The following is a 19,258-nucleotide window of genomic DNA, read 5'->3' on the forward strand; positions in this document are numbered from 1 at the left end:
CGCGAACATCCCTTCCGCTCATAGCTCGCTGCTATGGGACAGCCGGTAGACAACCTTGTCATCTTGTCTCGCTTGTCCACTTGACCGGCAGATGATCAACCCCCAAAGCTGAGTGCGGGCGCCTGAGTTGCATGGAGAGTTGATGTCGCACGAGCTTTCTCGTCGTGTCTTCCTCGCCGCCAACGCCGGCTTGCTGGCCGGTGTCGCACTGTCCCCGAAAGCACTCGCCGCCGAGGAAAAAGCACCCGTGACCGATCTTGCGCTGAACCGGCCCGTTTCCGCCTCCTCCTCCGCCTACGCCGCCACTCCCCCGCAGTTCGTCACCGACGGGCTTCAGCAGGTCGGCGTGCGCGGCTCCGGCTGGCGCGCGGCTTCGAACAGCGACCCGCAGTGGGTTGCCGTCGACCTGCAGGGAGTGTGCGAGGTCGAGTCGTTCGTGCTGGTCTTCGAGGCGAAGCCGGGCGATCCGACGTTCGTGCCGGTGCCGAGCTACCAGCCGCGCAACGACACGGTCGGCACGGAGATCCTGTCCGCCGCCGCGCTGTCGTTCCACATCGAGGTCAGCACCGACAACCGGACGTGGCGCGAGGTCTACCGCACCGACGACGGCCAGGGCGCGCAAACCAGGATCCAGTTGGAGAAGCCGGTCAGCGCGCGGTACGTCCGGCTGACGGGAACGCGCCGGTCGAACGACAACCCGTTGGGGCTCAACGGTTTCCAGGTCTACGGCACGGCACCGGAGCGACCTCGCGCGCAGGGCTGGACCGACTGGCGCCGCAAGGCCGCCATCCCGCCGCTGAAGCCCGGCCCGGACAACACGGTCGAGCTGAACTCCGGCTGGCACCTCACGATGGACGACTTCGCGCCCACCAGCGACGGCGCCGCGCTGGCCAAACCTGGCATCGACACCAGGAAATGGCTGGACGCGACGGTTCCGGGCACCGTGCTGACGTCGCTCGTCGACCAGGGCCACTTCCCGGACCCGGCCGCCGCGATGAACAACATGAAGATCCCGGAGGCGTTGTCGCGACACTCGTGGTGGTACCGCCGCGCGTTCCCGTTGCCGAAGAACTTCGCCGGCCGCAAGGTCTGGCTGGAGCTCGACGGCGTGATGCAGCACGCCGAGATCTGGCTCAACGGCACCAAGATCGGCGACGTCACCAACCCGTTCCTCCGCGGCTCGTTCGACATCACGCCAGCGCTCGATCAGGGCGAGCAGGTGCTGGCGCTGCGGCTCAACCCGATGGCGCACCCAGGCAGCCCGACTGACAAGGGCAGCGACGGCGGCGCGTTCCCGAACTCGGGCCAGCTCTACCGCGACTCGCCGACCTACCTGTCGATCTCCGGCTGGGACTGGATGCCCGCCGTGCGCGACCGCGGCACCGGCATCTGGGACCACATCCGGCTGCGCGCCACCGGTGACGCGGTCTTCGGTGATCCGCGTGTCGTGACAACGTTGTCTGCCGACCACAAGTCCGCAGAGATCGCGATCAGCGTGCCCGTCCGCAACACGGGCACCAAGCCGCTGCCCGTCACGGTGCAGGCGGCGTTCGACGGCGTGAAACTCGCCAAGGCCGTCACGCTGGAGCCCGGCACCACTGAGGTCGCCCTCGGCACGCACACCATGACGAACCCGAAGCTGTGGTGGCCCAACGGGTACGGCGACCCGTACCTGCACGAGACGGTCCTGACGGTGACCGCTCGAGGTGCCGAGAGCGACAAGCGCACCACCCATTTCGGCATCCGCGAGTTCGCCTACGAGCACGAGCTGCCGATCGAGTTCCCGCCGGGCCAGAACGCGGCCCCGCAGACCGTCGACCTCGGCACCCAGTCCGCTCAGCACGTCCGCATCACCACGCTGCGCCGCGCGACCGGCTGGGGCGTCTCGATGTGGTCGCTGTCCATCATGGACGGTGAGACGGATCTGGCGCGCGGCAAGAGCGTCACCGCGTCGTCGCAGGACAACGAGTGGAACAAGCCGCAGAACGCGGTCGACGGCGATCCCGGCACGCGCTGGTCGTCGGAGTGGCGCGACAACGAGTGGATCCAGGTCGACCTCGGCACCAAAGCGGAGTTCAGCGAGCTCCAGATCTCCTGGGAGACCGCCTACGCCCTGCAGTACAAGGTCCAGGTCTCGGACGACGGCTCGACGTGGCGTGACGTGACGACCGTCAGCAACGCGCCCAGGCCGTTGAAGATCCGCGTGAACGGCGTGCCGATCTTCTGCCGCGGCGGCAACTGGGGCTTCGACGAGCTGCTGCGCCGCATGCCGGCCGAGCGCATGGACGACGTGATCGCGCTGCACCGCGACATGAACTTCACGATGATCCGCAACTGGATCGGCAGCAGCAACCGCGACGAGTTCTTCGCCGCCTGCGACCGCCACGGAATCCTGGTGTGGAACGACTTCTGGGTCGTCGGCTACTTCCCGGACGACATCCCGAACTACCTGGAGACCGCGCTCGACACCGTGACGCGCTACCGCCACCACCCGAGCATCGTGGTGTGGTGCGGCGCCAACGAGGCCTCGCCGCCGCCCAACACCGACCGCGGCCTGCGCAAGATCGTCACCGAGCAGCACACCGACGTCTACTACCAGAGCCACTCGGCCGACGGCAGCGTCTCCGGCCACGGCCCGTACTACTGGGTTGAGCCCGCGAAGTACTTCGACCCGAACACCTACGACACCTTCAACTTCGGCTTCCACACCGAGATCGGCATGCCGACCGTGCCGGTGGCCGAGACCATGCGCAACCTGGTCGGCAGCGAGGTCGCGTGGCCGATCGGCGACGTCTGGTACGCGCACGACTGGTGCACCAACGGCAACCAGCGCCCCCAGCTCTACCAGGCCGCGATCGACGCCCGCCTCGGCACGTCCTCCGGGCTGGAAGAGTTCTGCCGCAAGGCGCAGTTCGTGAACTACGAGAACATGCGGGCGATGTTCGAGGCCTGGAACGCCAACCTGTGGGACGACGCCTCCGCCTTGCTGCTGTGGATGTCGCACCCGGCCTGGCATTCGACGGTGTGGCAGACCTACGACTACGACCTCGACGTCAACGGCACGTACTTCGGCGCGAAGAAGGCGTGCGAGCCGCACCACGTCCAGGCCTCCTTGGACACTTGGCGGGTGACGGTTCTCAACCACACCACCGGCACCTTGCGTGGACGGGTCGAGGCGACGGTTCATTCATTGTCCGGCCAGGTGCTCAGCACGCAGAAGGCCGACGTCGAGGTCGATGCGTCCGGGAAGACCGCCTTGTTCGAGGTGGCCCCACACTCGTCACCGCTGCACCTGGTCAGGCTTCGGTTGCTGGACGGCGACCGGGTGCTGTCCGAGAACACCTATTGGCGATACAAGGCGCCGTCGGATCTGCAGGGCCTGAACTCGTTGGGGCGCACCAGGCTCTCCGTCGACACGAGTAGCACGAAGCGCGATGGTGATCGCCGGACACTGACCGTGAAGGTGCGCAACACGGGCAAGGTCGTCGCGGCGATGACCCGGATCGGATTGCGCGACAACCGTTCCGGCGAACGCGTGTTGCCGACGATCTACAGCGACAACTACCTGTGGCTACTGCCTGGAGAGGCCCGCGAGATCACGCTGGAGTGGCACAAGCGCGACCTCACGTCCGAACAACCTCGCGTCACCGTGGAGGCCTACAACGCCTGATCGTCACGGGTCGACTACCGCGCCCTTGTGGTCGGGCGCGGTAGTCGAGTACAGGTGGTTGTCGTCCCACTGCACATATCCAGGACCGCTCGGCGTCGCCGCAGGACCCCAGCCCGTGGGCCGGAAGCGGTTGTTGATCGCACGCACGTTGCCGTACGTGGCGTTGCCCGTCTCTTCCAAGTACAGGTTGTAGCCCTCACCCTCCAGGTAGTTGTCCTGGATGGTGACGTTGTGGATCGGCAGCCACGTCGGCTGGATGAACAGTCCGCCGGTCGCGTTGCCCGAAGTGCAGTCGAGCCGATTGTTCAGGAACTTCACTGTGCGCGTGTCACCGGCGTTCTGCACGAAGTCGCGGATCGTCGCGGCCTCGTTGTGGCTGTCCTCGAAACTGCGCAGCCCGTGGACGTAGTTGCCCTCGGCCAGCGCGTCGTGCACCTCGCCGGTCTCGAAGAAGCAGATGCCGGACCCCATGCCGAACATCTCGTTGCGGTACAGCTTTCCGACGCCGAGGAACGCACAGGACTGGGCGATGGCCGACGCGTCCAGCGCAGTGGCGTCGATGTCGGAGTCCTTGATCACGACGTTGCCCGCGGGCGTGGCCCAGCAGGACTCGTCACCGCAGATGGTGGTCGTGACCAGGAAGTTGTTGTGGTAGCCCGTCGACGTCGGCTTGATGCAGGACTTCGAGACCGTGATGTTGCCGTTCGAGAGGTCGAGCGGCCCGGTCACCCGAACCTCGCTGAGCACCGAGCCCGACGCGGGCTTCAGGTCACCCGTGTACTCGGGAAGCGCGGCACAGGTCAGGCCCACGCCGGCGAGACCGGTGTTCGCGGTCGTGAGCTCCCACCCCTTGAGCGGCGTGTCAGCCACAGCCGTCGTGCTCATGCTCAACAACGCCGCCACGACGAAGACGAGTCTCTTCATTCGCCACCCCCAGGCGGGTGACCCTAGTTCGGCTTCGTCGGCTCCGCGAACAACAGGTGCCGCACTTGCGCATCTCCCTTGGCGAGCGCACGGGCGGCTTCCTGGTTCTTCTGGTCGACGACCGTGCCGCGCTCGATGTGCTGCCGCAGATGCTCCTGCCACGTCGCCACGGTGAACGTCTCCAGGAACGTCTCGGGCTTCTCGGTGTCGCGGAACAGTCCCCACATCGTCGCCCCGGTTCGTCGCCGGGCCCTGCCGACCTTCTGCATGGCGTCGATGAACGCGTCCTCGTTCTCCTTCGCCACGGGCCACTCGACGGTCACCAGCACCGGACCGGCGTCGGTGTCGTCGATCTCCGGCGGCGCGTCCCAGTACGTCGCCGGGCTGATGTCGAGCACGCGATCCAGCAACGGCAACCACTTCGTCGCGAGGAGCACGCCGACCGCCATCGCGACCGCCGGCACGATCATGGCCACCCTGAGGTCGTACGCGTCCGCGATCGCACCCCACACGACCGCGCCCAGCGCCTGCCCGCCCATCAGGATCAGCTGGTAGTAGGCCAAAGCGCGCGCTCGGGTCCACGACGGCAGCATCACCTGCGCGGTGGCGTTGAACGTCGACAGCGTGGCGATCCAGCACGCGCCCGTGAGCAGCATCGCGACGATCACCAGCGCGAAGCTGTCGGTCAGCACGGCCGTCGAAGTGGCGGCCGCGTAGACCCACGTCGCGAACAGCACCAGCCGGTTCTTGCTCATGCGCTGCAACAACTTCGGCACGATGAACGCGCCGCCGATCGCGCCCGCGCCCACGCTGCCGAGCAACACGCCGTACCCGCTGGCGTCGAGCTTCAACGGACCGCGCGCGATGGCCGGCAGCAGCGCCCACAACCCACTGCCGAACACGATGAACAGCATCAGTCGCGTCAGCACGCGCAGGAACAACGGCGAACTGCCCACGTACCGCGCACCGGTCCGCATCGCCGTGAAGATGTGCTCGGTCCCGAGTGGACGGTGGTCCGACGGCCGCTTCCACCGCGCCAGCACGATCAGCACGCCGAGGAACGACACTGTGTTGAACGCGAACGTCGCCTCCGACCCGGCCAGCGCGATCAACAAACCACCGAGTGCGGGCCCGATCGCGCGGCCGACGTTCATGTTGACGCCGTTGAGCAGCGCGGCCTGCGGAATCTCCTCCCGCGACACCAGCTCCGGCTGAATGGCCTGGAACGACGGCATCGACAACGCCTGCCCGATCGCCATCAACGCGAGCAACCCGAGCAGGCTGGAAGGCGTCGCCTTGTCCGTGCCCGCGAGCAGCATCAGCCCGGCCGCGCCCGCCAGCATCAACGCCTGACCGGTGATCAGCACGTGCCGGCGGTCGAGGATGTCGCCCAACGCCCCCGACGGCACCACCAGCAGGAACACCGGCAGCGTCGTGGCCGTTTGGACCAACGCGACCTGCAGCGCGGACCCGCCGAGGTCACCCATCAGCCACTGGGCACCGACCGTCTGGGCCCAGGTGCCGATGTTGGAGGCGAACTGGGCGAGCCACAGCGCACGGAAGGCGCTGCGGCGCAGGGGCGCCCACGCGGAGACTGTCACCGCACGATCTTCACATCTCCCGCCGCCGGACGCCTCAGAGCGGGCACGAGCGCGAGCGCCGGCAACAGCAGCAGCGGCACCACCAGCAGCGCCCGCAACACCCCGACGCGGTCACCCAACAGCCCGACCAGCGGCGGACCGGCCAGAAACGCCGTGTACCCGATCACCGCGACCACACTCACCCGCGCCGCCGCGTGCGCGGGATCGTCGGCCGCGGCACTCATCCCGACCGGGAACCCCAGTGCCGTCCCCAGACCCCACACCGCGACGCCGGCGACCGCCACCACCGGATGTGAGGCGAACACCGCCAGCGTCACGCCACCAGCCGCCACCAGCATCGTGACCAGCAGCACCGGCACCCGGCCCCAGCGGTCCAACGCGAGAGTGCCGACGATTCGCCCGAACGTCATCGTCGCGACGAACACCCCGAACACCACCGCGCCGGCCGCCGCGTCGAACGAGTGCCCGTCGATGAACGCCAGCACCAGCACGAGCAGCCCGATCAGCAACGTCCGAGGCTCCCGCCAGGCCGCCAGCACACCGCTGCTCCGACCGTGCGAAGCCTCACCCTCGAACCGGTACGTCCGCGCCGCCACCAACGTGCCGACCGCGACCACGACAGCAACGCCCGCAAGATGCGCGGTGACCGGCAACAAAGCCCACGCCACCAGCGAGGCGAGCCCGGCGGCGGCGACCGTGCCGAGGCTCCACATGGCGTGGAAGCGCGGCATCACGGTCTTGCCGAGCGCGCGCTCCACCGAGGCCGCCTCGACGTTCATCGCCACGTCGCACAGCCCCGACCCGTAGCCCAGCACGAAGATGCCGGCCGCCGTCAGTGCCACCGAGGGAAACGCACCGATCCCGACGCCCGCCAGCGCCAGACCGGACGCGACCACGACAGCCGAGACGCTCACCGTGCGGCGGGCGCCGAGCCGATGCGTGACCTCCCCCGCCGACAACATCGCCAGGAACGCGCCCAGGGACATCGACAGCAGCACCAGACCCAGCGAGCCGGCGGAGAGGCCGAGTGCGTCACGGGCGGCGGGGACGCGGGCGAACCAAGTCGCCACCGCGACGCCGTTGAGCCCGAACGTGACCGCGACGCCCGCCGCGGCGGCGCGGACCTCCCTGCGCGACAACCCGACCGTCGCTTCCGTCATTCCGGTCCCCCTTTCTCGATACATGAAGTCCACACCTCACACATGAGAGCGCTTCCATGGCAATACTGACCAGATGAGGGGACAACGCATCGCCACGCTCGACGACGTGGCACGGACCGCAGGGGTGTCCCGGGCCACCGCGTCCCGGGTGATCACGGGGCAGGGCCCGGCGTCGGCACGGGCGCGCGACCGGGTCACCGCGGCCGTGACGAAGCTCGGGTACGTGCCGGACGCCGCGGCCCGCGCGCTGGCGTCGCGCAGCGGTACCCGGCTCGCGATCGCCGTCATCGGCCACACCGCCGCCATTCTCGACGATCCTTACGTCGGCCGCGTGCTCACCACCGCCGCGCACATCGCCGCCGAGCGCGAGGTCGGTGTGTCCCTGCACTGGGTTCCCCTGAGCGCACCGGCCGCGCTCGCCGGGCTGGCGGGCAGCCGCGGGCTCAGCGGGCTGGTGGTGGTCAACCCGACGCAACCGGCGCTGGAGACCGTGCCGCGGTCCCTGCGCGGCCGAGTCGTCGCGATCGGGGTGGGCACGAGCGGCGTGCCGTCGTTCGACGTGGACAACCGCAGCGGCACCGACGGGGTCGTCCGGCACCTGGTGACCACCGGCCGGCGCAGGATCGCGATGGTCACCGGCCCGGCATGGCTGCCGTGCGTCGACCGCGCGCGAGACGCCTACCAACAGATCATGAACGAGACCGGCTGCGAGACCAGAGTGGTGCGAGGCGACTTCACCGCGGCCCGCGGCGCGGCAGCCGCCGCCGAGATCATGACCCGCTGGCCCGACACCGACGCGGTGTTCGCCCTCAGCGACCTGACCGCGCTCGGTGTCCTCGACGGACTGCACGCGCGAGGCGTCAGAGTCCCGGCGGACGTGGCGGTCGCCGGGTTCGACGACATCGCGTTCGCCTGCCTGAGCCGCCCGGCGCTCACCACGTCCACGCACCCGGTCGAGGAGATCGCCGCGGCCGCCGCGAAAGCCGTGCTCGACAGGACAGGCGACACCCCGGCGACGTTCTTTCCCTCGACGCTCGTCGTCCGCGAGAGCGCCTGAGCCGTCAGACCACCGTCACAGGATGCTTCACGACGGCCCCGAACAGGTAGCCCTGCGTGTTGTACGGCGCCTCGGAAGGCTGGTCGTCCGCTCTCGCCCGCAGCACGTGCGAACCTGGCGTCGCGTGCCACGGAATCTGCCACCGGGTCCACCCGCCACGCGACACGGGAGTCGCCCGCCGCCACGTCCGGCCGTCGACGGAGACCGACACCCGCCGCACGCCACCAGGAGCCCACGACCGCCCGGTGAGCACCTGGCGCCCGGCGGACACCGTCGCACCGAACCCGAGCTCGAACGCGCTCTTCGCGACCTGCGTGGTCACCACCGAGCCGTCAGCCGGGTAGTCAGGACCGAGCAGGCGGTAGTACTGCGTGTCCCACGGAGAGTGCAGCGCGGTCTCGGAGACCTCCAGCGACCCCAGCCACTTGATGCTCGCGATGCCGACCCACCCCGGCACCACCAGCCGCGCCGGATACCCGTGATCCACCGGCAGGTCGGCGCCGTTCATCTCGTACGCCACCAGCACGTCGTCCAACGCCTTCGCCACCGGCAACGGCCGCCGCACCCGCCCCAGGTTCACCCCGCCGGTGACGTACTCGTCGTCCAGCCCGGCGGGCAGCACGTCCACAGCGGACCGACTGACCCCGGCCAGCCGCAACAGCACCGACAGCGGCACACCCCGCCACCGCGCGTTGCCGACCGCGCCGAGCGTCCACGCGGTACCGGACACGCTCTGCCCTTGCTGCGACGAGAAGAAGCTCCGCCCGTTGCCGGCGCACTCGATCACCGCCTCGACCGAACAGGACGGCAGCGCGCGCAAGTCCCGCAGCGACAACGACAACGGCCGCGAGACCCCGGAGCCGAAAATCCGGAGCCGCCACGAGGACCCGTCCAGCACGGGCGTCGAGGTGTGGTTGCGCACGAAGAACTTCGACACCGGAGTCAGCGAGCCGGTGCCGCGCAGAGCCTCCCAGCGCGTCTCCGCGTTGGTGCCGCGCACGATGAAGTCGCTGTCCGGCAACGGCTTCACGATCGGCGATGCCGCAGGAGCCGCCACAGCCACAGCACGGGAAGGTAGCACCGTGAGTCCTGCCGCCATCAGCACGCCGCGCCGAGAGATCATGCGTTTCACGCTAGGGCCCACCACAAGGGGCCATCCCGCAGAACGGGAAACAACAGGTCGTGCGCGGCTCCGCCTACTCGGAGCCGCGCACGTCCGTTTCCCCCCTCACCGAGCGGACTGGGGGTTCCGCTCGTCCTGCTCCACCGGTTCCCCCCGAGCGGAGCAAGTCCTTCTAAGGCCCGGCGAACCCGCCGAACCCGTCGCCGAGTGCCACGAACACACCCTTGTTGCCGAACCCGACGACGTCCGCGCTGCCCTCACCCGTGATGTCCGCCAGCAGCCGCGGGTTCTGCGCGACGGTCCAGCCGCGGTCGGAGCCGAAGTCCGCGAGGACCTTGCGCGCCGGGCTGAACGTGCCGTCACCGCGTGACACCGCCGAGACGACACCGGACGAGCTGAACCCGACGATGTCCGCCCGCTTGTCGTGCGTGACATCGGCCAGCGTCGGCGAAGGCTGCGACGCGGTGCCGTAGCCCTGGCCGTTGTTGTAGCCGAACTCGGTGACACCGACGCCGAACGGGCCGAAGGTGCCGCCGCCGAGAGCACGGCCGGTGTAGGTGTTGGCGTCGTAGCCGAAGCGGACCGCGTCGGCGTAGCCGTCACCGGTGATGTCACTGGCCTGGAACACGCCGTCCACCGACGGGGTCGACGGCTGCGAAGTCCCGTAGGTGCCGTCCGCACGCCCCAGCGTCGACATCGGCTGGAACCCGGGGTTGTGGCGCACGGACAGGATGTCCGGCCGCGCGTCGCCGCCGACGTTCGTCACCTTGAACTGGTTGAAGTCGAAGCGGTCCAGGGTGAACTCGGTCGAGGCGAGGTACGGCGTCGCGAAACCGCCGCTGCCCGACGCCAGCGCGATCTCGAGGCGTCCGTCCGAGAACGCGAAGAGGTCCATCCGCCCGTCGAGGTTCGCGTCGCCCAGCTGCAGTCCCAGCGGACCCGGCCGGCCGTTCGAGCCGAAGACACCCGACGCGAAGCGCATCGGGCCGAACGACCCGTCGCCCTTGCCCACCGCGGTCCACACACCGTCTGGCCCGGCCCCCACCAGGTCGCCGATGCCGTCCGCGGTGATGTCCGCGACCCAGCGCGGATGTTTGCCGATGCGCCATCCGGAGTTGTAGCCGTAGCCCGAAAGCACGTACTTCGCCGGGGCGAACTTGCCGCCTCCCAGCGCGACCGACGTGTAGACGCCGTCCTCGCCGAACCCGACGACGTCGGCCTTGCCGTCACGCGTGATGTCCGCGAGAACGCGGACGTGCCTTTCGGTACGCCACCCCTGGTCGTACCCGAACTCCCCCAGCACCTGCACCGCAGCAGGGACGGGTGCGGCGACCGCGGGCGCCGCGGGCACGAGACCCACGAGCGCGAGCGCGGCAGCGCCCAGCACACGTCTCCACGCATTGGCTCTCAAAGCATTGCCCCCTAAAGCAATCCACATTCGACGGTTCACGACCTGAGGCGTTCCACCCCGTTCCACGCCCGTTCCACGCGTCTGCTTGGGTGTGCGGCGTGACGCCGGAGTCGTTGTTGGAAGCAGGCACCCGAGCACTGGCGCGGCACGGAGACCTGCGCACCAGCCGGGAACACTTCGCCCAGGCCTACGAAGCCGCCCAACGCGAAGGTGACGTGCACACGCTCGTCGCCGCGGCTCTCGGCGCGGGCGGCGTCTGGGTGCACGAGCACCGCACCGCCGCGGAGGCCGAGCTGGTGCGGTCGCGGATCAAGCACGCGCTCACGCTCGTCGAACCCAGATCCGACCTGGCGTTGCGACTGAGACTCAGGCTCACCGCCGAAAGCGACTACCAGGCGAACGAGAACGCGAACGTCCTCGCGCTGCTCGACGAGGCCAGGAAGGTCGTCGACCCGGTCGTGCGGGTGGAGGCGCTGAGCCTCGCGCACCACTGCGTCCTCGGACCGGATCACGTCGAGCTGCGCAAGGAGCTCGCCGCCGAGATGATCGGCGAGAGCCTGCGCAGCGAACGGCAGGGCGACCTGATGATGGCGTTGCTGTGGCAGGTGGTCGACCACTTCCTCGACGCCGACCCGCACGCCGTCAGACGGCTGACCGATCTGCAGGAACGGCTCAAGCACGAGGACCACCTCGCGGTGCGGTTCGTGGTGAGCGCGGTCGAGGTGATGCTCGCGATCCGCGACGGCCGCTTCGACGAGGCCGAGCAGCTGGCCGGGGCGAGCGCGCAGCTCGGCGCCGAGGTCGGCGACGTCGACGCGACCGCCTGGTACGGCGCGCAGCTCAGCGCGATCCGCTGGTACCAGGGCCGCACGGCGGAGCTGTTCCCGTTGCTCGACCATCTGGTGCACTCGCCGACGCTGAGCACCGTCGACAACTCCTTCTTCGCCGCGCTCGCCGTCGCGGCGGCGCTGTCCGGCGACCGGCGCAAGGCCCAGGGCGCGCTCGCGATGCTGTGCCGCGACGGGCTCGACGCGCTCCCCCGCTCCAGCACGTGGCTCGTCACGATGAGTGGGGTCGCGGACGCCGCGCACTTGCTCGACGACGCCGACGTGGCGCGCGAGGTCTACGAGATCCTGCTGCCGTTCGCGCGGCTGCCGCTCATGGCGAGCCTCGCGGTCACGTGCTTCGGCTCGGCGCAGCACCCGCTCGGGCTGGCGGCATTGACGTTCGGAGACCTCGACCTCGCGCTGCACCACCTCAAAGCCGCCGTGCGCGACAACCAGGCGCTCGGGCACTGGCCCGCCGCGCTGTCGTCACGGCGGAAGTACGCCGAGGCGCTGGAACGGGCAGGCGACCTCGAAGGCGCGCGCCGCCAGCTCACGACCTGCACGCAGGAAGCCGCCGCGCTCGGCGTCGGCGCACCCCCGGAAGCCGATCTCACGGTCCGGCGCGAAGGCAGGAAGTGGCTCGTGCGGCTCGGCGCCCGCAGCGTCCTCGTGGACGGCGGCATCGGGATGGCGCACCTCGCCGTGCTCGCCGCGAACCCCGGCAGGGAGATCGACGCGGCCGACCTCGTGGCGGGCACGACCGCGTTGACCGCCGAGATCGACGGAGAGGTCAGCCCGCAGGACCAACTCGACTCGGAAGCGTTGCGGCAGTACCGCGGCCGGCTCGCCGACCTGCGCGGCCGCGACCTCACCGACGCCGAGCAAGCCGAGCACGACTGGCTCGCCGGCGAGATCGCGGCGGCCACCGGGCTGGGCGGCAGGACCCGCGCGTTCTCCGACTCCGGAGAACGCGCCCGCATCGCGGTCGGCAAGGCGATCAGGCGGGCGGTGAGCGCGCTGTCGGCAGCCGATCCGGTGATCGGCGACCACGTGCGCGACCACGTCCGAACGGGCCGCAGGTGCAGCTACACGCCGATCCGGTGAATGCCGGACATTCCCCCGCGCCCTGCCCGATACTGCACTGGTGATCACGCCCGAATATCTCCTGTCGCCGCGTGAGTTCGAGGTCCTGTGGCGGACGCTTCGACTCGGCCGGCTGCCCTACCCGCTCGACGTGCCCAGCGAGGGCGACACCGAGCAGGAGCTCAAGGCACTGCAGCAGAAGACTCTCGCGGGCCTGCGCGACCGCGGACTGGCCGACGACGCGCGCCTCGAGGACCTGTTGCGGCTGCTCGACGACCACGAGGTGTCCGTGGACGCGGTGCTCGGGCTGGACCGCACGGTGCGGGCGCTGGCGGCGTCCAGTGGCGACCAGGCCGTCCTGGCGATCGTCGACGGCGACGCGATCGGCCTGCTGGAGATCAGGCCGACGGGACTCGCCAGGGAGATCGTCCGGGTGCTGCCGGAAGGCCGGCCCGGTCCCGGCAACGCGCTGTCCGTGCGCGCGGACACGTTGCAGCAGGCGGTCGCGCTGCAGGAGGCCGAGGACGACGACGAGTCGGAGGACCCGTGGGGCGCCGCCGACGACGAGATGGACGACAAAGAGGCGTTGCAGAAGGCCGGGGTGTCGTCCCAGGACGCCAAGCAGCTCGGTGAGCTCGCGTCGAACCGCGTCGCGGGCGGCCAGTTCGGCGTGACGCGCCGCCGGGAACGCGCGGACGTGGTGATCAACTGGTTCGACACGCACCAGGGCCGCTACCTGGTCGTCAACTCGGACGGCTGGCTGAGCCTTTCCCCCACCGACAACGACCGCATCGCGACCCGGATCCACGCCGTCCTGACATGAATTGATCAGCGATCAAAACGGGCGTGCACAACGGTGTTCGCCCGTTTTTTCGTATACGTCGAAGACCATGCGATCGGGTGACGCCGGTCCGTTGCGTAATCGAGATCAAGACAAGATCAGGAACCCTCAGCGGACCGTGTGATTTAGGCCACACTCACGCCTGGTCAAGACCCGTTCCAGTGATGTGAACAGAGATCGGGAGCCCGAATGGGCACTTAGCCGAGAGCGCTCCCACAACCAGGGGAAACGATCTTCCTGATCACCGCGCGTTCACCTGATGGTGGCCCGTTTCACTGTGTCACAACGCAATGTGAACGCCGGTCTCAATTGGTTACACGCGTGTTGGAAATCAGGCAATGTCCCTAAAGACACTTGATACTGCACGCATGTACATCGTCGGTGACAACGACGCTGTCCCGCTCAAGGACACCGTCAGCTCGGGTCAGGTGCAACTCGACCCGACCGCGGGCGAAGAGCTCCGCAAGCAGTTCCAGGCCCAGATCGACCAGGTCGACTCGTGGCTCGAACACGCCAACAACAGCATCGCCCGTCCCGCGCCGCTCGGCGCCAACCCGGTCGGCGACGCCATGCGCGACAAGTTCACCCAGCGGGCCGAGGGTGAGCCGTACTCGTTCGTCAGCGTCATGACCGCGTACCGCACGGTGCTGGAGCAGACGAAGAACTCGATCGTCGAGGCGATCGAGAACTTCACCCGCCTCGATGAGGAATCGCAAGCAGAACTGAAGAAGATCATGAACAGCTGATCCCGGCTCGGATCCAGCTGACTCCATCGACGCGAGAGGCGAGCCGGTCATGCCCCCCGAGACCGACCCGAGCGAGTTCGAGAACAAGCCGGTCCTCACGGACCCCCAGAACTGGGCGTCACGCTCGCACGCCGAGCTCTACGCCGCTGTGCACAACAACAACGACCCCGGTCAGGCCGGCCAGATCAGCTCCGACTGGGGCAAGTACGGCACCGAGCTGACCGAGGCGTCGCGCGTCATCAACAACGTCATCACCGCGTCGGAGTCCAAGTGGACGGGCGCCGCGGCCGAAGCCGCCCGCGACGCCATGAAGAAGCTCGGGGAGTGGGTCGACGAGACCGCGAAGACCGCGGTCGAGGTCGGCAACAAGGTCGCCGAGCAGGGCCGCGTGATGGAGAACGCGCGCGCCCAGATGCCGGGACCCGTGCAGTTCGACTGGAACAAGGCCGCGGCCGCGCTCTCCCAGCCGGGGACGCCCGCGTTCGTGCTGGCCTCCGTCGACATCGCCCTGGCCAACAACGCGTCGCGTGCCGCGCACGACCAAGCGGTCACCGTCATGACCAACATGGAGTCCAGCTCCCGGCAGATCGACTCGTCGACGCCGACCTTCAAGCCGCCGTTCAACCCGAACACCGGCCAGGTCGAGGAGCCCCCGGTGGCGTTGCAGCGCATGTCCGGCGCTCCCACGCTCAACGGCGCGGACGGCCTGATGTCGACGCACGCGCAGAGTGGTGCCGGTGTGGCCGCTCCGCCCAGCCCGTCGGGTTCGACCGCGGGTGGCGGCGGTGGAGCCGGTGGCAACGCGCCCGCCGCTCCTGCGGCCTACACGCCCTCGGCGCCCGGCTACAACCCGTCCAGTGGTGGCGGCGGAGGCGGTGGTGGCTACACGCCGCAGATGCCGGGCTACAACCCGAGCAACACCAACGTGGCCGCCGCGTCGTACACGCCGTCGGCTCCGGGGTACAACCCGCAGAACCCCGGCACGACGTACACCAGCGGCGGTGGCGGTGGCGGCAGCAACTACACGCCGCAGATGGGGCCCGGTGGAGCGCCGTACCCCGGCATGGGTCCCGGTGGCACGCCGCGGCCCGGTTCCGGCGGCACGAACATCCCCAAGATCCCCGTGGTCGGCAAGGACGTCCCGAACCCGAACTACAACCCGCAGAACCCGAACGCGCCCAAGGGCATGCCCGGTGGTGGCGGCGGTGGCGGTGGCGGCGCGGGCATGAAGCCCGGCGCGATGCCGAACTTCGGCGCGGCCGGTGGTGGCGCCGGTGGTTTCGGTGGCGGACCGGGTGGTGCCGGTGGCGCGGGCGGCGCGATGCAGCCCGGTGGCACGGCCGGTGTGCAGGGCAGGCCCGGTGGCATGCCGATGGGCATGACCGGTCCCGGTGGTGCCGCGGCAGCCGGTGCCGGCATGGGCGCGGGCGCTCCGATGGGCGGCGCTCCCGGTGCCGGTGGCAAGGGCGAGGACGACAAGGAACACCGTTCCGCCAGCTACATCATGGGCGGCGACCTGTTCGAGGTTCCCGGCGAGAACCTTCCCCCGTCGGTCATCGGCGGCGCGAAGGTCAAGAAGCCGAAGGGATCTGACGCCTCGTGATCACCCCCGAGTTCCTGCTGTCGCCGCGCGAGTTCGACGTGCTGTGGCACGAGCTGCGGCTCGGCAGGATGCCCTACCCGCTCGACGTGCCGAGCGAGGGCGACACCGAGCAGGACCGCCGGGTGCTGCGCGCGAAGACGCTCGAGGACCTGCGTCAGCGGGGTCTCGCGGACGACGAGCGGCTGGAGGAGTACCTCCGGCTGCTCGACGACCACGAGGTGTCCGTGGACGCCGTCGCGGGGCTCGACAGGGCGGTCCGGGCGCTCGCCGTCTCGGGCCGCGGCCGGGCTGTGCTCGCGATCATCGACGACGACCGGGTCGGGCTGCTCGCGATCCGGGACACCGGCATCGCCCGCGAGATCGTGCGGGTGCTGCCCGACGGTGAGCCCGGCCCCGGCACCGCGGTGAACGTGCGGGTGTCGGCTCTGCAGGACGCCGTCGCGATCCAGGAGGCGGAGGAGGACGACTCCGACGACCTCTGGGGCGCGCCCGACGAGGTGGACGACCGGGCCGCGCTGCAGCAGGCCGGTCTGTCCTCTCAGGACGCCAAGCAGTTCGGTGAGCTCGCGTCGAACCGCGTCGCGGGAGGCCAGTTCGGCGTCACCCGCGGCCGGGAACGCTCGGGTGTCGTGATCAACTGGTTCGACACCCACCAGGGCCGCTACCTGATGGTCAACTCGGACGGCTGGCTCAGCCTCTCGCCGACCGACAACGACCGCATCGCCACCCGAATCGACGCCGTGCTCGCCTGAGAGCGCTCTCGTCGCCGTTGAACCGCCGCCGCCGGAGGAACGTGTGAATCCCGCGAACCCCACCCAGTGGGTCGAAGAGTACGAGGCCAAGCTGGCCGACCTGAAGAAGAAGTCGGAGGACCTGCAGGAGAACTTCGCGGCGTCCACCGCGACCGTGACGTCGAAGGACGGCGCGGTGACGGTGACCGTAGGCCCCAACGGCGGCCTGCAGAACCTGGTGCTCGGGCACCGCGCGGTCGAGCTGGGCGCGCCCCGGCTCACCGCGCTGATCCTCGAGACCGCGCGGCACGCCCAGAAGCAGGCGGCGGAGAAGGTCCTCGAGGTCTTCAAGCCGCTGGGCGAGGGAACCGAGGCCTACCAGATGGTCTCGGACTCGATCCCCGCCGACGAGGAGCTCGACGAGACCGACGAGTACGAGGTCGACGAAGAGCCGGAACCCGCTCCGGCTCCCCCGCCGGTGGCCCGGCCCGCCGCGGCACCGCAGCCGGCGCCGGTGCGCGGCCGCCCGCGCCCCGCCGACGATGACGACGACGACAACCAGCCCTGGTAAGGAACAGCGATGACCGCTCCGGAAACTCCACTCCCGTCTCCTCCCGGGATGAAGATCACCGAGGAGAACAAGCTCAAGGGCTCGTTGTTCATCGAGGCGTACGGCAGCCTCATCGACGGCATCGGCAAGGACGCGGAGTCCGAGACCGAGAAGGCGTTGGACATCACGTTCAACGCGATCGGCGCCGCCTCCGCCACGGTGATGCTCGCGATCGACCCGTTGGGCAGCATCATCGGCGCCGGTGTCGGCTGGCTGATCGAGCACGTGTCGTTCCTGCGCGACGCCCTGAACCAGCTGATGGGCAACCCGGAGGAGATCCAGGCCAACGTCGAGGCCACCAAGAAGCAGGCGGCCGACCTGCGCGTGCTGGCCGAGGACCACAAGAACGGGCTGGCGACGTTCGACGGCTGGACCGGCGAGTCCTCCGAGCGCTACAAGGCGTCGATGGACGGCATGTACCAGGAGCTCGACGAGCTCGCCAACGCCGTCGAGACCAAGGCCAAGATCGTCGCGATCATGGGCATGCTGGTCACGGTGCTGCGCGACATCGTCCGCGACCTGATCGCCCAGCTGATCGGTGGCCTGATCGGCGGCGCGATCCTCGCCGCCGCCGCGATGATCCCGACGTTCGGCGCCTCGATCCCGGCCTTCATCGGCTTCGCGGTCGGCAAGGCCGTCGCGCTGGGCACGAACATCGCGTCGCGCGTCGCCCGCGTGGTGGCGGCTCTGGGCCGTCAGATGAAGCGCATCGGCGACCTCGACGGCATCATGAAGAAGATCAGCAAGGGCTGGGAGCGGTTCGAGAACTCCGCCGACGTCGCCGAGATCTCCTACGAGGGCTACAAGGCCTCGAAGGACGTCGACAAGAAGATCGACGAGGCGGTGAAGAACAACGCCGGCGGTGGCGGCAACACCCCGCCCGGTGCCTCCGGTGGCAAGACGGCTCAGGACACGCTCGCGCAGGCCCGCGTGGGCACGGTGATGCAGGACGGAGTCGCCGCGTCTCCGACGCACATGATGTCGGCTCGCACCGAGATGGACTCGCTCGCACACCCCGTCGCGCGCACGCAGATGGACGCGGCCCAGCCGATGCACGCGTTGCGGCCCACGCACATGGACGCGGCCGAGCCCATGCAGGCGTTGAGGCGCGTGGACGCCGCCGAGCCGATGCAGGCGCTGCGGCCGACGCACATGACGCAGGTCGAGCCGATGCAGCCCTTGCACCGGATGGACGCCGTCCAAGCCGAGCCTGCCCAGTTGCGCTCGTTCGACCGCGTTGAGCCGATGCAGCCTTTGCAGCGGATGGACGCCGTCCAGGCCGAGCCCGCCCAGCTGCGCTCGTTCGACCGCGTCGAGCCGTTGCAGCCGATGCACCGGGTGGAGGCGCCGATGGCTCCGACCCACTTCAACGTGGCGTCGGACTCGACGATGGCGTCGGGCGTCTCGATGACGGCCGGAACCCCGGTGCACGAGGCGATCCAGCCGATGCAGGCGCGGGAGATTCACAGCAGCGTCGAGGCCACCCCGGCCGAGCCGGTGCAGTCCGCTCTCGGTTACGAGCCGCTGGCGAGGACGCAGATGTCGCAGACGTTCGAGGCGCTGGAGCCGACGCGGGAGAGCTACAACCCGCTGCAGGCCCGCACGGCGTACTCGGGCTTCGAAGCCGCCGAGCCGATGCAGTCCGCGACCGCCTGGGACACGACCGCGCAGTCCGGTGGCGCCCCGGTGCGACCGAACGCTGCCGAGCGCCCCACCAGGCAGTCGGACCAGTAGCTCCATCCCAGCCGGGATCCCGCCAACCCTGCTTGTTCTGACGCAGTACTTGGAGAAAGCCGCTCATGGCCAAGGGGAACGTCAATCCCACACCGCCGCCGTCTTCGAACCCGAACCCGGCGCCGGCGCCCAACCCA

At 69.5% G+C, this 19,258-nt stretch carries 14 protein-coding genes; 9 read left to right on the forward strand and 5 right to left on the reverse strand.

Going from position 1 to position 19,258, the window contains the following annotated elements:
* Positions 1–142 precede the first annotated feature (142 nt).
* A complete protein-coding gene (locus AB0M24_RS05835) occupies positions 143–3,670 on the forward strand; it encodes a discoidin domain-containing protein (RefSeq protein ID WP_363761478.1) in 3,528 nt (1,175 codons plus the stop codon).
* Positions 3,671–3,673: 3 nt separating this feature from the next.
* Here the strand turns inward: AB0M24_RS05835 and AB0M24_RS05840 are convergent, their stop codons facing one another.
* Genes AB0M24_RS05840 through AB0M24_RS05850 form a run of 3 tightly spaced genes read right to left on the reverse strand, consistent with a single transcriptional unit; the run spans position 3,674 to position 7,355 of the window.
* Positions 3,674–4,594 (reverse strand): hypothetical protein, encoded by a 921-nt coding sequence (locus tag AB0M24_RS05840; protein WP_363761480.1) that lies wholly within the window; start codon positions 4,592–4,594, stop codon positions 3,674–3,676.
* Between the two features lie 23 nt (positions 4,595–4,617).
* The gene (locus tag AB0M24_RS05845; RefSeq protein WP_363761482.1) at positions 4,618–6,195 is read right to left on the reverse strand and encodes an MFS transporter; all 1,578 of its coding nucleotides are present in this window, start codon (positions 6,193–6,195) and stop codon (positions 4,618–4,620) included.
* Positions 6,192–7,355, reverse strand: a complete 1,164-nt coding sequence (locus tag AB0M24_RS05850; protein ID WP_363761484.1) for an MFS transporter — start codon at positions 7,353–7,355, stop codon at positions 6,192–6,194. The genes AB0M24_RS05845 and AB0M24_RS05850 overlap by 4 nt, the downstream gene beginning before the upstream one ends.
* Before the next feature lie 73 nt (positions 7,356–7,428).
* On the opposite strand from AB0M24_RS05850, the gene AB0M24_RS05855 reads away from it, so the two are divergent.
* Positions 7,429–8,412 carry a LacI family DNA-binding transcriptional regulator gene (locus tag AB0M24_RS05855; protein ID WP_363761486.1) on the forward strand — a complete coding sequence of 328 codons (984 nt, stop codon included), beginning with the start codon at positions 7,429–7,431 and terminating at the stop codon, positions 8,410–8,412.
* A 4-nt stretch (positions 8,413–8,416) separates the two neighbouring features.
* On the opposite strand, the gene AB0M24_RS05860 is transcribed toward AB0M24_RS05855, so the two are convergent.
* Positions 8,417–9,535, reverse strand: a complete 1,119-nt coding sequence (locus tag AB0M24_RS05860; RefSeq protein ID WP_363761488.1) for a sulfite oxidase — start codon at positions 9,533–9,535, stop codon at positions 8,417–8,419.
* A gap of 172 nt (positions 9,536–9,707) precedes the next feature.
* Positions 9,708–10,922, reverse strand: coding sequence for a VCBS repeat-containing protein (locus tag AB0M24_RS05865; protein ID WP_363761490.1), 1,215 nt, complete (start codon positions 10,920–10,922; stop codon positions 9,708–9,710).
* 122 nt (positions 10,923–11,044) lie between these two features.
* Between AB0M24_RS05865 and AB0M24_RS05870 the strand changes: the two genes are divergently transcribed.
* From AB0M24_RS05870 to AB0M24_RS05900, 7 genes are all read left to right on the forward strand, one after another.
* Positions 11,045–12,877, forward strand: coding sequence for a hypothetical protein (locus tag AB0M24_RS05870; RefSeq protein ID WP_363761492.1), 1,833 nt, complete (start codon positions 11,045–11,047; stop codon positions 12,875–12,877).
* Between the two features lie 40 nt (positions 12,878–12,917).
* Positions 12,918–13,679, forward strand: a complete 762-nt coding sequence (locus tag AB0M24_RS05875; protein ID WP_363761494.1) for an ESX secretion-associated protein EspG — start codon at positions 12,918–12,920, stop codon at positions 13,677–13,679.
* Positions 13,680–14,065: 386 nt separating this feature from the next.
* Positions 14,066–14,443 carry a hypothetical protein gene (locus tag AB0M24_RS05880; protein ID WP_363761496.1) on the forward strand — a complete coding sequence of 126 codons (378 nt, stop codon included), beginning with the start codon at positions 14,066–14,068 and terminating at the stop codon, positions 14,441–14,443.
* A gap of 49 nt (positions 14,444–14,492) precedes the next feature.
* Positions 14,493–16,046, forward strand: a complete 1,554-nt coding sequence (locus tag AB0M24_RS05885) for a PPE domain-containing protein (protein ID WP_363761498.1) — start codon at positions 14,493–14,495, stop codon at positions 16,044–16,046.
* The gene (locus AB0M24_RS05890; RefSeq protein WP_363761500.1) at positions 16,043–16,798 is read left to right on the forward strand and encodes an ESX secretion-associated protein EspG; all 756 of its coding nucleotides are present in this window, start codon (positions 16,043–16,045) and stop codon (positions 16,796–16,798) included. Before AB0M24_RS05885 ends, AB0M24_RS05890 begins: the two co-directional genes overlap by 4 nt.
* Positions 16,799–16,841: 43 nt before the next feature.
* Positions 16,842–17,348 carry a YbaB/EbfC family nucleoid-associated protein gene (locus AB0M24_RS05895; RefSeq protein WP_363761502.1) on the forward strand — a complete coding sequence of 169 codons (507 nt, stop codon included), beginning with the start codon at positions 16,842–16,844 and terminating at the stop codon, positions 17,346–17,348.
* Between the two features lie 9 nt (positions 17,349–17,357).
* Entirely contained in the window at positions 17,358–19,121 is a 1,764-nt protein-coding gene (locus AB0M24_RS05900; RefSeq protein ID WP_363761504.1) for a hypothetical protein, read from the forward strand.
* Positions 19,122–19,258: the final 137 nt, after the last annotated feature.

The sequence above is a fragment of the Lentzea sp. NPDC051838 genome, assembly GCF_040681245.1.
GTDB lineage: Bacteria > Actinomycetota > Actinomycetes > Mycobacteriales > Pseudonocardiaceae > Lentzea.

Bases quoted from the DNA above. Each gene is read 5' to 3' on its own strand.
- AB0M24_RS05835 (WP_363761478.1), top strand. From the start codon at position 143: ATGTCGCACGAGCTTTCTCGTCGTGTCTTCCTCGCCGCCAACGCCGGC.
- AB0M24_RS05860 (WP_363761488.1), bottom strand. From the start codon at position 9,535: ATGATCTCTCGGCGCGGCGTGCTGATGGCGGCAGGACTCACGGTGCTA.
- AB0M24_RS05880 (WP_363761496.1), top strand. From the start codon at position 14,066: ATGTACATCGTCGGTGACAACGACGCTGTCCCGCTCAAGGACACCGTC.
- AB0M24_RS05900 (WP_363761504.1), top strand. From the start codon at position 17,358: ATGACCGCTCCGGAAACTCCACTCCCGTCTCCTCCCGGGATGAAGATC.
- AB0M24_RS05855 (WP_363761486.1), top strand. From the start codon at position 7,429: ATGAGGGGACAACGCATCGCCACGCTCGACGACGTGGCACGGACCGCA.
- AB0M24_RS05885 (WP_363761498.1), top strand. From the start codon at position 14,493: ATGCCCCCCGAGACCGACCCGAGCGAGTTCGAGAACAAGCCGGTCCTC.
- AB0M24_RS05850 (WP_363761484.1), bottom strand. From the start codon at position 7,355: ATGACGGAAGCGACGGTCGGGTTGTCGCGCAGGGAGGTCCGCGCCGCC.
- AB0M24_RS05840 (WP_363761480.1), bottom strand. From the start codon at position 4,594: ATGAAGAGACTCGTCTTCGTCGTGGCGGCGTTGTTGAGCATGAGCACG.